Raw genomic sequence first — 13,258 nt, 5'->3', positions numbered from 1 at the left:
CGAGGGGCGCGGCCGGCCGAGAGATCCCAGTGCTCTTGCCCAAGTGGAGAGCGTCTCGTGGATCCCAAGATTCTGCAGGCCAAGAGCGAGTTGTTGCGCCGAATGAGCGTGGCCGATTTCGAGCGGCTGCGGCCGCATCTCGAAAGTGTTTTTCTAGAGTTGCGCTCGCCGTTGGAGATCGAAGGCCAAAAGATCGAAGCTGTCTATTTCCTGGAGAGTGGCATCGCATCGGTCGTCGCCAAGACTGCGGGAACGGCTGAATCAGAGGTGGGAATAATCGGCTTCGAAGGTATGACCGGTTCGGCGCTGATCATGGGCGACGATCTGGCAAGCTTCGATTGCTACATCCAGTCGACGAGCGAAGCGATACGGATGAGCGCCGCGCCGTTCGTCGAAGCCTTGGAAGAGAGCCCTACCTTGCGGCCGTTCCTGTTGCGCTACGTCCAGTATCTCCACGTCCAGACCAGCTACACGGCATCGATCAACGCGCGACACAGCCTGGAGGTCAGGCTGGCGAGATGGCTTCTGATGTGCAGCGACCGGACCGTTGGCGACAGGCTTATGATAACCCACGAATTCCTTTCCGTCATGCTGGGCGTCAGGCGCCCCGGGGTTACAGTGGGGCTTCAGACAATCGAGAGCCATGGCTACATCCGTGCCCGCCGCGGCGAAATCACGATCCGGGATCGGAAAGGTCTCGTGGCGCTGGCACGGGAATCTTACGGCCCTCCCGAACTGCAATACCGTCGGCTGGTCGGGGACCTCGGTTCAAAGAACCCTTCGAGGCAGGACCGCCCGCCCAGTTGACCGCCATCATGCCGGCATTGCAGGGCGAGGATCGCGGAAGTGGCCGACGCGACGATGCCGGTGACGGCACATTGCCTAAGCCCGCATCGGCCACTGCGGCATGATTTGGGGATGCCGCCTGGTTAATCTAGGCATCTGCCAATGACTGACAATAAAGGGCCAAGGCTCGGTAAGAAACGTACGAAGCCGAACCTAATCTCACTAGCGGGAGGCGATACGGGCCCTGCTCATCTCGCACACGGAATGGAACTGGCGTCCCACCGCTTGCCAGGCAATGTTACTCGCGCTGCGGACATTGCGAACTTGAATTCCCGGAGCACACCGCGCTTCGCGCCATTCACCGCCGACAGCGATCGGCATTGGTCAGGGCAATCACAAGTCCTTGAACGCGAACAGTTCCCGGAACATCTCAACTTCAGGTTTGTTTGAAGCCCAGATGCCATCTGGAGCAGGGGCGGAGAAGATCCGTGGCCAATTCGCGATCGATCCCGGTGGTCGTCGGCCGTCCGATCCATCGGACACCGATGGCGGTCGCCAATGCCTGTTTCATCGGCACGCTGCTGACCGACCTCACCTATTGGCGAACGGCGGAGATGATGTGGGCCGATTTTTCCGCATGGCTGCTGTTTGCCGGCCTCGTGATGGGCGCTCTTGCGGTGCTTGCGGCGCTTTTCGATCTCTTCACCCGTCGAATTCTCCGTACGCACGGAGCCTATCTGCTCGGCAGCCTGGTGGTGCTTGTGCTGTCGTTCTTCAACGCGCTGGTGCACAGCCGTGACGCCTGGACGTCGGTCGTGCCGACAGGGCTCATCCTCTCCGCGGCGGCCGTGATCGTCTTGGTTCTCGTGTGGTTGCTGGAATGGAGCACCGGCCGCACCCGCGTCGAGGTGCTCGAATGAACGCCCTGCGGGTTTCGAACACTCACATCCGGCGTGCCCTTGGGTTCGGTCTGTTGTGCGGATCGCTTTTGGCATTGCCCGCCTGCAGCAACGACGACCCAGACCCAAGCGGCCAGGTCGGGCCAAATCCGACACTGCCTGAACCAACGCAATATCTTGTTCCGCCCATGCATGTCGCTTCGGTCGTCGGCTGGAAGCAGGACGAGAAACCAACGGTCGCGAAGGGTTTGCAGATCCAGGCATTCGCCAAGGGATTGAAGCATCCACGCTCGCTCTACACCTTGCCGAACGGTGACGTTCTCGTGGTCGAGTCCGTGGCGCCGCCCGGCGCCGCGATCAAGCGTCCGAAGGACCTGATCATGGGCTGGATCGAGTCCATGGCGACGTCGGGCGGCGGCACCGAGGGAAGCAACCGCATCACGCTGTTGCGTGATACGAACGGCGACGGCGTGCCCGACGTGCAGGATGTCTTCCTCGATCATCTCAATTCGCCCTTCGGCGTGGCCCTGGTCGGCAACGATCTCTACGTCGCCAACACGGATGCGATCGTGCGTTATCCCTACACATCCGGCGAGACCAAGATCACCGCGCCAGGCACCGTGCTGACGCCGCTGCCCGGCGGCCCGATCGATCATCACTGGACCAAGTCTCTCGTCGCCAGTCCGGACGGATCGCTGCTTTATGTCGGCGTCGGCTCCAACAGCAACATCACCGAGAACGGCATCCAGGCGGAAAAGGATCGCGCCGCGATCTGGGAGGTCGACAGGGCGACAGGCCGTTCGCGCATTTTCGCAAGCGGGCTGCGCAATCCCAACGGTTTAAGCTGGGAGCCGCAGAGCGGAGCGCTGTGGGCCGTCATCAACGAGCGCGACGAACTCGGCCCCAATCTGGTTCCCGACTACATGACTTCGGTCAAGGACGGCGCGTTTTATGGCTGGCCCTACAGCTACTATGGCCAGCATGTCGATCCGCGGGTGATGCCGCGGCGGCCGGACCTGGTCGCCAAGGCCATCCCTCCGGACTATGCACTGAGTTCCCATGTCGCGCCCCTGGGCCTGGCATTTTACACCGGCACCAACCTGCCCGAATCCTATCGCAATGGCGCCTTTGTCGGCGAACATGGCAGTTGGAACCGCAAGCGATTCAACGGCTATAAGGTCGTTTTCATACCGTTCAATGGAGGTCATCCTGACGGTAAGCCTCAGGACGTCGTCACCGGTTTCCTTGACAATGACAACAAGGCACATGGGCGGCCAGTGGGCGTTGCCGTCGACAAGGCGGGCGCGCTGTTGATTGCGGACGATGTCGGAAACACGGTCTGGCGCGTGACCGCAGCTCGGTAGTTATCGGATTGTATGCGCAGGAAGCCCGGTAGTGAAACTGATCCTCACGCTGTTATCGGCGGCGTAACCTATACTGAGGATTCAAAGCATGCGTTACCCGGCACTCGCGATAAGTCGAGAGGAACAAAGGTCGCGCCGCCTTGTCAGCGATGATGGCGCGCTATTATTTTGATCTAGTCGACAACGGAACCTCCTTCCCGGACACTGAAGGAACCGAGCTTCCGAGCTTGGAGGCAGCTGAGGATGAGGCGGCAAAGGCGTTGCTCGAAATAGCAAAGGACCAGATGCCTGAAGGCAATTTCCGAGAGGTTGCCCTGCATGTCCGTGCTGGTGCTAGCAAACCCCTCGTTATGGTGAAGGTAACGTTCGAACTGGTGCGCAACGGACCTGATCGCGATGGACCCGTGGGAACCTGACTACTTCCTCAATGAAAGTGCGCGCCTATATCAACGGAGGGCGGCGGCACAGATTGCCGATCTTCGCTCGAATATTGAAGACACGCGGCGCGTAATCGAGGAATCGCGCAAGCTGCTGGACCGGCTTTCCGCCAAATCAGGCGCTATCCACCCGTAGGGGATGACAAGGCCCGCTCGTAACGCGGGCCGCTTGAGTTGTGGTGGAGCAATCCGCCTCATAACTGAGTTTAAGGCTGCTCATCTCGGTTCGTTGTTGATGCTCAGATAGGTAGGGTCGAACTCGGCAAGCCTGGCAAGCTGGTCCCAGTCCAGAATGGTGACCATATGGTTCGTCCAGGTGATTACCTTGATCTTCTTCAAGCCTCCGATCACCCGGTTCATGTGCACGACCGACAACCCAAGCACGTCGGCCATTTCAGTCTGTGACAACGGTAGATGGAAACACATGCCGCTGGTGCGTTTCACCGCCTGCAGACGTACGAACAGTTCGCAGATGAGATGGGCCAGATGCGAGGTCCTGGAGCGGCGGCCCATTGCCACGATCCATTCGCGATGTATGGCCCCATCGACCAGCGTATCGAGCCACAACAGCCGGGTCAGGTGAGGGGCCTGTTCCGTAATGGCTTTCAGCTTGTTGTGGTCCGCGTACATCACCCGGCAAGGCGACAGCGCGACGATACCGTGATCCATGGTCTTGAGCAAAAAGGCGTGGAGATCGACGAAGTCGCCGGGCACCTGCAAGGACGTGAACTGCCGGCCGCCGTCCTCGAGCACCTTGTAGCGTGCCGCCAGGCCATCCAGCAGCATGGTGCTATAGGTTGGCCGGGACCCCGCTTTGACCACATCTTGCCCCTTTTCGAACTCGCGTCCGAAAACAACCGTTTCGGCCAGCAAGACCTTCTCGACGTCCGACAGAGTGTCATGCTGGCCGAGTTGCAGATAGAGGGACTCTAACATCATAGCCTCGAGGCGATCGGGGTTGAAACGCCGATCGCCAGATGTCCTGGACGCAAGGATAGCAGCCGGACCTTAGGCCTTCGGAAGATGGCGGACCCTATCATCGGCAGCCTGCGCGTATTCTGGCGCAAGCGCCGGAGCGGGAACCACCAGTGTCGCTGGGTATTAGCACGCTAGAGGTGTCCAAGGCTGCCCCGAAAATGAAACGGTGTCATTTCGATCTTTATAACGGTCATGGCCCCGTACCCAACGACGGCCAGCCATTTGAATCGCGAGAACAGGCGAGGGCAGAAGCCATTCGCATTTCGCAGGAAGTCGCTCGCGATGAAATGCCGGATCGCGACCTGGTCAAGATACCGGCAAGGTGCGCAATGAGGCGGGCGCCCAGGTGTTCGAGGCATCGCTTGTCCTGACCGCCGGGTGGAGCGCGTGACCTTGATGCGGTCAGCGTAGGAGTCGCTGTGGAATTTGCACCACATTTTCCGATCCGGGCAGTTCAAAGGCCATGGCCAACCGACGCAAGGAAGCCATTTCCACGATCAACTCTTCGATCGAACGATCCGGCAATCCCGTCTTCACTTTCTGCCTTACCCTTGCTGTGAGTTCATGAACGCGGACAGGCACGAAAAGCGCGCTGTCGTCCAGCAATCTGCTGATTTCGATCACCACATCGGCGTCAATGTCTTTCGGCAATTCCCGCATGGGCGTCACCTTGGTCTCGAAGCGATCCGAAGGCAGCCAGGCATTGCGCATCAGAGGGCATGCCGGACGCGGATCGATCATCGGATTCATAAAACCACCCACCCAGCGTGTCACTAAAAACGTTGGTACGAAAATTACCAAACGGGTTGGTTCCCGTAATCCATGTATTCTGGCATCGCGCGACTACAGGCATCGTCCAGTGGCGCTTGTCGCATGCCAGGACGCGATTGCCGCCAGCATCCCGGCACTCACTTGGTGAACTCGTCGTCAAGAATGCGCAATGCTTCTTCATACTTGGCCGTGGATGCTCCGATCTGCTTTGATTGCCAGATATTGTCGGCCAGATCCGCCCGTTTTACCGGCAGCGCCAAGGGGTTCGATGCGGCCCGGCGTACGAATGCGAAATAATCCTCGCCTTCTCTGCGTGTCATGGCGTCGACCGCGGCAGCGATCGTCGGTCCAAAGCCCGCCTCTTCGAGCTTGGCCCTGCTCCAGCCTTCGCTTTTTTCCAGGACATCGTGCAGATAGGCGACGACTTTCTGATCTATCGTTTCGACGGCGTCGACCACTCGACGGCAATGATCGATATAGGGGCCTCCTGTCTTGTCATGCTGCGATGCATGCGCCTGCTCCGCAATCTTGGCCGCCCGATAGAAAATACTCATCACATCGATCTCCGTCCTTTCGGCCAGCGAGCCGCATCGCCTTCAGGCGCTACCAGCGTTCCTCGGTTTCGCGGTGCGGCAAGTCCACGCCGCAGCAGACCCAGCCAAGCCGCTGCCCTGATCCGTAATTGTAGCGAGGCTCCAGCCGCGCTGGATCGTCGAATGTGCCGACATGCAGCGCGATTTCCCCGGGCGAGACGTCATAGGCAAGGCTGAGCGGCGATCCGCAGGCAGGACAGAACCCCCTTTGGGCGATTGGCGAAGATCGGCGATAGGCGGGAGTGGCGTCGACCCAGGTCAGGTCTGGCGAAGGCACCCACGCCAGGACCGCAAATGCACTGCCGGTCGCGCGCCGGCACATATCGCAATGGCAATAGTGCACTCTCGGTTCGCTTGTGACGTTGAAGCGAATCCGGCCGCAAAGACATCCGCCGTTCAGTTCCACCTTGGCTCCAGTCCGATGAGCCTGCGTTTCGGCGGGCTCTCCAATCCCGTGCGGGCAGCTTCGTTCATCTGGCGAAAACGTCGGCCGCTCTCGTCGGTTCCTGTGCCTCCGCAGGAGCGGGTTCGCGCACGAGGCGCTTGTCTTTTCCAGCGCTGCGGCATTGAGGCCGCTTCTGTCGGCGACCCTGCGGAAAATGGCCAGCCAGGTCCAGAGCCAGGCCGCCGATCGGCTATCGAGCCGCTTCGGTTTCGACGAAGCAATGGGCAGAAAAAGACTTCTTTTTGCGATCCGGCCCGGATGCTCTGTTGCAAACCTTAGAACACGCAAGGCTCGCTGGGAGGCGACGCCCAAACAAGAGCGGCTGCCGAAACGCAACCGGCATAGGCCGCGAGAATGAGGCCGATGCCGGCAACAGCCATAGGGGAACCACGACAATGAAGACATTTCGAAACTGCCTGATGGGCGCGGTCGGCGCAGGCCTGCTGGGCCTGGGGCTTGCAGCTCCCGCCAATGCGGGCGCCATCCGTCTCGGCATGACGACCTGGGTAGGTTACGGGCCGCTGTTTCTTGCCCGCGACCTCGGTTACTTCAAGGAGGCCGGCGTCGACGTCGACCTGAAGGTCATAGAAGAATCAGCGCTTTACATGGCTGCGGTCGCCGGCGGCGATCTCGATGGCGCCGCCTCCACCGTCGACGAGCTGATGAAGTACCGCTCGGACGATCTCTGCTTCAAATACGTCCTTGCGCTCGACGACAGCCACGGCGGTGATGGCGTCGTCACGCAGCCCGATATCAAGTCGCTCAAGGATCTGAAGGGCCAGCAGGTGGCCTTGAACGAGGGCTCCGTTTCCGAATTCTGGTTCAACGTGCTCCTGAAAAAGGAAGGCATGACCGAGGATGACGTCACCATCACCAACATGACCGCCGATGACGCGGCGACCGCCTTCATCGCCGGCCAGGTTCCCGCCGCCGTGACGTGGGAGCCGCACCTCACCGAGGTCCGCAAGGGCGGCAAGGGAAAGGTGTTGATCGATTCCACGACCACCCCTGGCTTGATCGTCGACGTGATCGCCCTCAAATGCGATCTGATCGAAAAACATCCCGAGGACGTAAAGGCCCTCGTCAAGGGCTATTACAAAGCGGTTGAATACATCAAGACCAATCCGGAAAAGGCCTATGAGATCATGGCCAAGGGCATTGGCGGCTATCTCGAAAAGCCCGAGGATTTCGCCGCCGGTGCCAAGGGCGTGCGCTATTACGATCGCGATCGCAACCTGGAATTCTTCGGTACGCCGGAAAAGAGCGAGGCGTCCGAGCTGGTGAATTTCGCGCAGGACATCTGGGGCAAGGCCGGCAAGCTCAAGATGACGATCGACGCGAAAACCATCCTCGATACCGACTTCATCAGGGAACAATGAGCCTTCGAGAAACCGGGGTCGGTCCGCTTGGGCCGACCCCGGTTTCCCGACGGGCCGGAGCCTTCTCGCTTCAGAAAATCAACGGAGGCCATGCCATGGCACAGAGGCGGACGGCGTGGACACGCCTGACGACCCCATTCGCCAACATTCCCGCCAGCACGGCAACGACACTCGCGCTGGCGATGTGGGTGGCCGTGATCGGCGGCTGGGCGCTGCTGTCCTATGGCCGCGTCGTGCCGAACATGTTCCTGCCGACGCCCGGAACCGTGCTGCAGACGACCTATCGCATGTCCCAGGACGGCAGCCTTTTTTACCACACTTTCACCAGCGCCAAGGTGGTGATCCTGGGCTTCATCGTCTCCTCGCTGATCTCGGTGCCGCTGGGGCTGTGGATGGGGACCTATCGGGTGGTGCAGGCGCCGCTGGAGCCCTTGGTCAACTTCATCCGCTACCTCCCTGTGACCTCCTTCGTGCCCCTGTTCATCCTTTGGATCGGCATCGGTATCGAACAGCGCATAGCGGTCATCTTCTTCGGCACCTTCTTCCAGCAGCTCGTGATGATTTCGGACTGTGCGCGCAGCGTCTCCAGGGACCTGGTCAACGCCTCCTACACTTTGGGCACCAAGCGGAGCGAAGCGGTGTGGCACGTCATTTTCCCGGCCGCGCTTCCAGCTATCCTCGACACGCTTCGCGTCACCATGGGCTGGGCCTGGACCTATCTGGTCGTGGCCGAACTCGTCGCCGCGTCGAGCGGCCTCGGCTATATCAGCCTGAAGGCGATGCGAGGCTTCCAGGTCGATGTGATCTTCATGGCAATCGCCGCGATCGGGCTTCTGGGCCTTATCACCGACACGGCGTTCCGCATCATCCGGGCCAGGGTCGCGCCATGGGCATCCTGATCTTGAACGCAAGCTCGCAAACCGCAGTCGGATCAAGGGTAGCAATGAGCGAGACCATAAAGGCGAACGATCTGGCCGGCACGGCCGCGACGACCGGCGATCCGCGCTCGACCGGCACGACGATGGCCGTTGAGGACGTGACATTGCGTTACGGCGACGCCAACGGCGTGCTGGCGCTGGACGATGTGTCGCTGAAGGTGGCCAAGAACGAATTCTGCGTCATCGTCGGCCCTTCGGGATGCGGCAAATCGAGCCTGCTCTACCTTGCGGCCGGCCTCAACGACGCGACTTCAGGCAGCATCAAGGTCGATGGCAGGGAAGTGATCGAACCGGGTCCAGACAGAGGCATGGTGTTCCAGAGCTACACCTTGTTTCCCTGGCTCACCGTGCGCGCCAACATCGAGTATGGACCCAAGCGCAAGGGCCTGCCGGCGGGGCGGCGCAAGCAGATCGTCGACCAGTATCTCGACGAAGTCGGCCTCGCGCCGTTTGCCGACCACTACCCCGCCCAGCTTTCCGGCGGCATGAAGCAGCGCGTGGCGATCGCGCGCGCCCTTGCCAACGATCCGGCCGTTCTGTTGATGGATGAGCCGTTCGGCGCCCTCGACAGCCAGACGCGCGGCACCATGCAGAAACTGCTTTTGCGCGTCTGGGAGCGGCAGCAAAAGACGGTGCTGTTCGTTACTCACGATATAGACGAGGCGCTGGTCCTGGGCGATCGCGTCCTGGTGATGACGGCCCGGCCCGGCAAGATCAAGGCCGAGATCAAGGTCGACATCCCAAGGCCGCGTTCGATGGATGTGATCCTCGAACCCGAGTTCATCGCCCTCAAGCGCCGCATCCTCGGCCTCTTACACGACGAGATCGATGAGGATCATTGAGAGCAATCTCGAGGAAACACAAAGGGTCGTCGGCAGGTCGGCGTTGCCAACGCTGAACTGCCTACGATGTTGAAAGGCGGAGCGGGTCCTTACCTTTCGCCGCGATACGCCTAGCCCAGGATCATCTCCGAGCACTTCTGTCCGATCATCATGCTTGGCGCGTTTGTGTTGCCGCCGATCAGCTTCGGCATGACTGACGCATCGGCGACCCGGAGCCCGTCCATACCTCGCACTTTCAGCGTCGCCGGATCAGCGACCGCCATAGCGTCCGTCCCCATCTTGCAGGTCCCGACGGGGTGGTAGACGGTCAGAGCTTCGGCGCGCAGATAGGCCAGGATCTCGTCGTCGCTGCTGACATCCTTGCCCGGAAGCATTTCCTTGCCACGCACCGCATCGAACTCGGATGCGGCCAGGATCCTGCGCGCGATCTTGATGCCTTCGACAAGCACCATGGCGTCGTCCTCGTTGGCGAAGAAGCGGTGGTCGATGAGAACGTCACGGCGAGAACTGTCCCGTGACAATCTGATCTCGCCAACGCTTTTCGGCCTGAGAACGCAGGTGTGAATGGCGTAGCCGTGGCCATATTCGATGAGCCTGCCGCGATGGCTGCGATAGCCCGGCACGAAGTGGAACTGAACATCGGGCAGGCCGTTCGCGTGCCTGGTTTTGGCAAAGCCACCGGCTTCGACATAGTTGGTGGTGAGGATTCCCTTGCGGCGCGCGAAATACTGGAAAGGCGCTGCCGCAATGCGGGGCAGGTTGGCAAACGACAGGCCGAGCGTCCTGGTGCTCCTGGAGCGCACGGTGATCATGCCGTCGACATGGTCCTGCAGGTTCTTGCCGACACCAGGCAGATCGAGAATCGGCGTGATGCCGATCTGCCGCAGCTCGTCCGCGGGGCCGATGCCGGATGCCATCAGGATCTTGGGCGAGTTGATGGCCCCGGCACAGAGCACGATCTCGCGGCTGGCCGCGAGTATTTTTTGCTCGCCGTCGTGGCGCACCCGCAGGCCAGTGGCGCGCCCTTCGGCGATGACAAGGTCGACCACCTCGCATGCACTGAGCAGCGTCAGGTTTCCGCGATGGAGCACCGGACGCATGAAGGCGGTAAAGCTGCTGAAGCGCTGGCCCCGGTTCTGGGTGACGTTGTAGATGCCGAGGCCGAACTGGCTCTCGGCGTTGAAGTCGTCGTTGGCGGGCAAGCCGGCATTTTTCCCGGCCTTGACGAACATGCTGGAAAGCACGTTCGGATCGCGCGGATTGTCGACCATGAGCTCGCCGTCCGTGCCGTGATAGCGCGGGTCCTGGGCGATCAGGTTGCGCTCCAGCTTCTTGAACACCGGAAGCACGTCGTTGTAAGCCCAGCCGATGCAGCCGAGCCCGGCCCACTCGTCATAGTCCTGCGCGGCGCCGCGAATATAGACCATCGAGTTGATCGAACTCGATCCGCCCAGCGCCTTGCCCCGGTTGACCGGAATGCTGCGGTTGTTGAGATGGGGCTGCGGCACGCCGACGAAACAATAGTCGTAGTTCGGGTTGCCATAGAGCGACAGAATGCCCGCCGGAATCCTTACCCGCAGGCTGTTGTCGCTGCCGCCTGCCTCTACCAGGCACACCCTGACCGACGGATCGGCGCTCAGCCGATTGGCCACCACGCATCCGGCCGAACCGGCGCCGACGACAATGTAATCATAGCTCTCAGTCTTCATGCCAGCCCCTCGAGAATGCCGGCTCGTGGCATTGCCGAACGGACCGCTGCGAGGCTGCGTTCTGTTCCGCAACAATTCCGTGCCGACACGTGCCCAGCTTCGCGGCCAGCTCATGCGGCGCTGCGGATCCGGCCGCTGAAACTGTAGATGCGTCCATCGGCACGAGAAATTCGGAAATGGTTACGCGTGACTTCGGAGATTCGTTATGGGCGCCCACCGGCACGTGCTGCTACTTGTGACCGCCAATGGGGAGGCGACCGGATGGCGCACGGCCTGTCCGGAACACGGCGAAATGGATCTCCCGGGGCTGCGTTTGCCGGCCGCCGGAAATCGGTTTCATCGCGTGCGGCGGGAGCTGTCGGATGGTCAGAAAAGGACTGGGCATGTCGGTTGAGACGATAGACACGCTTGTCGTTGGCGGCGGCCAGGCTGGGGTGGCCATGAGCGAGCACCTGAGCAAATGCGGGGTGCCGCATCTCGTTCTCGAACGCGGCCGCATCGCCGAGCGCTGGCGCTCGCAGCGGTGGGACTCCCTGGTTGCCAATGGCCCGGCCTGGCACGATCGCTTCCCGGGCATGGAATTTCCTATGACAGGTCCCGATGGCTTTCCCTCCAAGGAAGAGGTCGCCGACTATTTTGTCGCCTACGCAAAGCAGATCAATGCGCCGGTCCGCTGCGGCGTCGAGGTCAGGCTTGTGCAAAGAAACATCGGGCGGCCCGGATTCCGTGTCGAGACGTCCGATGGCGTGATCGAGGCCAACAGCGTTGTCGCGGCGACCGGGCCTTTCCAGGTCCCGGTCATCCCGTCGGTCGTTCCTGCCGATGCCGCCATCCTGCAAATCCACTCCAGCGCCTACCGCAACCCGGCGCAGTTGCCGAAAGGGGCGGTGCTGGTGGTCGGCGCGGGATCCTCGGGCGTCCAGATTGCGGACGAACTCCAGCGTGCTGGCAAACGCGTCTATCTCTCGGTCGGCGCGCACGACCGCCCGCCGCGCGCCTATCGCGGCCGCGACTTCTGCTGGTGGCTGGGCGTTCTCGGCAAATGGGACCTCGAAACTCCGGGACCCGGCACGGAGCATGTCACGATCGCGGTGAGCGGTGCGCGGGGCGGAGAAACGATCGATTTTCGCCGTCTGGCGGCGCAGGGGCTTACGCTCGTCGGCATGACGAGGGCCTACCAGGACGGTGCCATGACCTTCGCGCCCGATCTTGCCAAAAACATTGCCCGCGGTGATGCCAATCTGATGGCATTGCTGGACGAGGCCGACGCCTATGTCGCGCGCAACGGTCTCGACCTTCCCGAAGAACCCGCGGCCCGCCGGATCGGCCCTGACCCGGACTGCGTGACCAATCCAATCCTCGAGCTCGATCTGACCGAAGCCGGGATAAGTTCGATCATCTGGGCGACGGGCTTTGCCGTCGATTACAGCTGGCTGAAGGTCGATGCCTTTGACGAGCAGGGCCGGCCGAGGCACCAGCGCGGCGTCTCGACCGAGCCAGGGATCTATTTCCTGGGCCTCCCCTGGCAGTCGCGCAGGGGATCGAGCTTCATCTGGGGCGTATGGCACGATGCCAAGCACGTGGCCGACCGTATTTCGACGCAGCGCAAATATCTCGCTTATCACGCCGCTAAGCGCGAGACCGTGGACGCCTGACCAAAGCTGGCGACGGCCGCGAGCCCGACCTGATGGAGATCAAGATGAAGCATACCCGAATTCGCACCTTCAATACGAAGGACACTTATCCCGAGCAGAAGCTCGACAACGATCTGTGCCAGGCGGTCGTCACACGGGGTGGCCGGACGATCTATCTGCGCGGGCAGTGCCCGCAGGATCTCGACACCGCCAAGAATATCGCCAGCCACGATCCGGTCGAGCAGACCCACAAGGTGATGCAGAACATCAAGCAGCTCATCGAGGAATGCGGCGGCACCATGGAGCATCTGGTGAAGGTGGTGGTCTACATCACCGATGTCCGCCATCGCGAAGCCGTCTACCGGACGATGGGCGAATACATCAAGGGCGTCTATCCGGTTTCGACCGGCCTTGTGGTGTCGGCCCTGGCAAGGCCGGAATGGCTGGTCGAGATCGACGGCACGGCCGTAATTCCGGACTGAG

The 13,258-nt window shown here is 61.3% G+C and carries 14 protein-coding genes; 9 read left to right on the top strand and 5 right to left on the bottom strand.

What is annotated here, in order from left to right:
* Positions 1 to 57 precede the first annotated feature (57 nt).
* The 4 genes from FJ950_RS00455 to FJ950_RS00440 all read left to right on the top strand — a co-directional run bounded on the left by FJ950_RS00455 (position 58) and on the right by FJ950_RS00440 (position 3,465).
* A complete protein-coding gene (locus tag FJ950_RS00455) occupies positions 58 to 807 on the top strand; it encodes a Crp/Fnr family transcriptional regulator (protein ID WP_015316441.1) in 750 nt (249 codons plus the stop codon).
* Between the two features lie 467 nt (positions 808 to 1,274).
* A complete protein-coding gene (locus FJ950_RS00450) occupies positions 1,275 to 1,706 on the top strand; it encodes a DUF2231 domain-containing protein (protein ID WP_140614612.1) in 432 nt (143 codons plus the stop codon).
* A complete protein-coding gene (locus tag FJ950_RS00445; RefSeq protein WP_140614611.1) occupies positions 1,703 to 3,049 on the top strand; it encodes a sorbosone dehydrogenase family protein in 1,347 nt (448 codons plus the stop codon). The genes FJ950_RS00450 and FJ950_RS00445 overlap by 4 nt, the downstream gene beginning before the upstream one ends.
* A gap of 149 nt (positions 3,050 to 3,198) precedes the next feature.
* Positions 3,199 to 3,465, top strand: a complete 267-nt coding sequence (locus tag FJ950_RS00440) for a hypothetical protein (RefSeq protein WP_015316444.1) — start codon at positions 3,199 to 3,201, stop codon at positions 3,463 to 3,465.
* Between the two features lie 237 nt (positions 3,466 to 3,702).
* On the opposite strand, the gene FJ950_RS00435 is transcribed toward FJ950_RS00440, so the two are convergent.
* The 4 genes from FJ950_RS00435 to FJ950_RS30040 form a co-directional block, all read right to left on the bottom strand.
* A complete protein-coding gene (locus FJ950_RS00435; RefSeq protein WP_015316446.1) occupies positions 3,703 to 4,422 on the bottom strand; it encodes a Crp/Fnr family transcriptional regulator in 720 nt (239 codons plus the stop codon).
* A 444-nt stretch (positions 4,423 to 4,866) separates the two neighbouring features.
* Positions 4,867 to 5,214: a hypothetical protein gene (locus FJ950_RS00425; RefSeq protein WP_224531261.1), complete on the bottom strand. Its 348-nt coding sequence runs from the start codon at positions 5,212 to 5,214 to the stop codon at positions 4,867 to 4,869.
* 158 nt (positions 5,215 to 5,372) lie between these two features.
* Positions 5,373 to 5,789: an HD domain-containing protein gene (locus tag FJ950_RS00420; RefSeq protein WP_015316448.1), complete on the bottom strand. Its 417-nt coding sequence runs from the start codon at positions 5,787 to 5,789 to the stop codon at positions 5,373 to 5,375.
* A gap of 49 nt (positions 5,790 to 5,838) precedes the next feature.
* Positions 5,839 to 6,678, bottom strand: coding sequence for a GFA family protein (locus tag FJ950_RS30040; protein ID WP_281408368.1), 840 nt, complete (start codon positions 6,676 to 6,678; stop codon positions 5,839 to 5,841).
* Here FJ950_RS30040 and FJ950_RS00410 point away from each other — a divergent pair.
* From FJ950_RS00410 to FJ950_RS00400, 3 genes are all read left to right on the top strand, one after another.
* Positions 6,669 to 7,652 (top strand): ABC transporter substrate-binding protein, encoded by a 984-nt coding sequence (locus FJ950_RS00410; RefSeq protein WP_015316450.1) that lies wholly within the window; start codon positions 6,669 to 6,671, stop codon positions 7,650 to 7,652. The genes FJ950_RS30040 and FJ950_RS00410 overlap by 10 nt on opposite strands.
* A 95-nt stretch (positions 7,653 to 7,747) precedes the next feature.
* Positions 7,748 to 8,551, top strand: a complete 804-nt coding sequence (locus tag FJ950_RS00405) for an ABC transporter permease (RefSeq protein WP_140614610.1) — start codon at positions 7,748 to 7,750, stop codon at positions 8,549 to 8,551.
* 122 nt (positions 8,552 to 8,673) lie between these two features.
* Complete coding sequence (locus FJ950_RS00400) at positions 8,674 to 9,432, top strand: ABC transporter ATP-binding protein (RefSeq protein ID WP_167331150.1); 759 nt, start codon at positions 8,674 to 8,676, stop codon at positions 9,430 to 9,432.
* Positions 9,433 to 9,542: 110 nt separating this feature from the next.
* On the opposite strand, the gene FJ950_RS00395 is transcribed toward FJ950_RS00400, so the two are convergent.
* On the bottom strand, positions 9,543 to 11,141 hold the full coding sequence (locus FJ950_RS00395) for a GMC family oxidoreductase N-terminal domain-containing protein (RefSeq protein ID WP_140614608.1): 1,599 nt from the start codon (positions 11,139 to 11,141) through the stop codon (positions 9,543 to 9,545).
* A 383-nt stretch (positions 11,142 to 11,524) separates the two neighbouring features.
* Here FJ950_RS00395 and FJ950_RS00390 point away from each other — a divergent pair, with 383 nt between their 5' ends.
* Both FJ950_RS00390 and FJ950_RS00385 read left to right on the top strand, forming a co-directional pair.
* Positions 11,525 to 12,796: an NAD(P)/FAD-dependent oxidoreductase gene (locus FJ950_RS00390; RefSeq protein ID WP_140615387.1), complete on the top strand. Its 1,272-nt coding sequence runs from the start codon at positions 11,525 to 11,527 to the stop codon at positions 12,794 to 12,796.
* A 44-nt stretch (positions 12,797 to 12,840) separates the two neighbouring features.
* Entirely contained in the window at positions 12,841 to 13,257 is a 417-nt protein-coding gene (locus tag FJ950_RS00385) for a RidA family protein (protein ID WP_015316456.1), read from the top strand.
* Position 13,258 lies beyond the last annotated feature (1 nt).

The sequence above is a fragment of the Mesorhizobium sp. B2-3-14 genome (assembly GCF_006442175.1).
GTDB lineage: Bacteria > Pseudomonadota > Alphaproteobacteria > Rhizobiales > Rhizobiaceae > Mesorhizobium > Mesorhizobium australicum.
The sequence above is the reverse complement of the archived record's forward strand: the minus strand, read 5'-3'. Positions and strand labels throughout refer to the sequence as shown.

Bases quoted from the DNA above. Each gene is read 5' to 3' on its own strand.
- FJ950_RS00390 (WP_140615387.1), top strand. From the start codon at position 11,525: ATGTCGGTTGAGACGATAGACACGCTTGTCGTTGGCGGCGGCCAGGCT.
- FJ950_RS00400 (WP_167331150.1), top strand. From the start codon at position 8,674: ATGGCCGTTGAGGACGTGACATTGCGTTACGGCGACGCCAACGGCGTG.
- FJ950_RS00395 (WP_140614608.1), bottom strand. From the start codon at position 11,141: ATGAAGACTGAGAGCTATGATTACATTGTCGTCGGCGCCGGTTCGGCC.
- FJ950_RS00445 (WP_140614611.1), top strand. From the start codon at position 1,703: ATGAACGCCCTGCGGGTTTCGAACACTCACATCCGGCGTGCCCTTGGG.
- FJ950_RS00410 (WP_015316450.1), top strand. From the start codon at position 6,669: ATGAAGACATTTCGAAACTGCCTGATGGGCGCGGTCGGCGCAGGCCTG.
- FJ950_RS00420 (WP_015316448.1), bottom strand. From the start codon at position 5,789: ATGAGTATTTTCTATCGGGCGGCCAAGATTGCGGAGCAGGCGCATGCA.
- FJ950_RS00385 (WP_015316456.1), top strand. From the start codon at position 12,841: ATGAAGCATACCCGAATTCGCACCTTCAATACGAAGGACACTTATCCC.
- FJ950_RS00435 (WP_015316446.1), bottom strand. From the start codon at position 4,422: ATGTTAGAGTCCCTCTATCTGCAACTCGGCCAGCATGACACTCTGTCG.
- FJ950_RS30040 (WP_281408368.1), bottom strand. From the start codon at position 6,678: ATGTCTTCATTGTCGTGGTTCCCCTATGGCTGTTGCCGGCATCGGCCT.
- FJ950_RS00405 (WP_140614610.1), top strand. From the start codon at position 7,748: ATGGCACAGAGGCGGACGGCGTGGACACGCCTGACGACCCCATTCGCC.
- FJ950_RS00440 (WP_015316444.1), top strand. From the start codon at position 3,199: ATGATGGCGCGCTATTATTTTGATCTAGTCGACAACGGAACCTCCTTC.
- FJ950_RS00425 (WP_224531261.1), bottom strand. From the start codon at position 5,214: ATGAATCCGATGATCGATCCGCGTCCGGCATGCCCTCTGATGCGCAAT.